At 51.2% G+C, this 256-nt stretch carries 1 protein-coding gene; it reads right to left on the bottom strand.

The window, feature by feature from the left end:
- Positions 1–196 (bottom strand): hypothetical protein (locus EXE42_RS20890; protein ID WP_199240797.1); only part of this gene is annotated, 196 nt, incomplete at its 3' end.
- Between the last annotated feature and the right edge of the window lie 60 nt (positions 197–256).

Below are 256 nucleotides of genomic sequence, written 5' to 3'. Positions count from 1 at the left end.
AGTTCAGTCGCTTGACTTGGAGCATTCGCTCTCCGCTGTCGAGCCATTCACAACTCAAGCGACTGAACTCACTGCCGCGCAGTCCAGTGTGGCCGAGGGCGTATACGGTGAATCCGTGGCGGTTTGATTTCTCTTCTGCGGTGTTAAGCAGTTTGTTGTACTTTGATGCTGACAGCGGTGTGGGTTCTTTATTCATCTTCACTGAACACTAGGTCGTACAAGTTTGTTCCTTGTGGGCCTCGAGCGTATTGCTTGA

Source organism: Halorubrum sp. SP3 (genome assembly GCF_005435195.1).
GTDB lineage: Archaea > Halobacteriota > Halobacteria > Halobacteriales > Haloferacaceae > Halorubrum > Halorubrum sodomense.
This window is presented reverse-complemented; position numbering and strand designations above follow the sequence as displayed.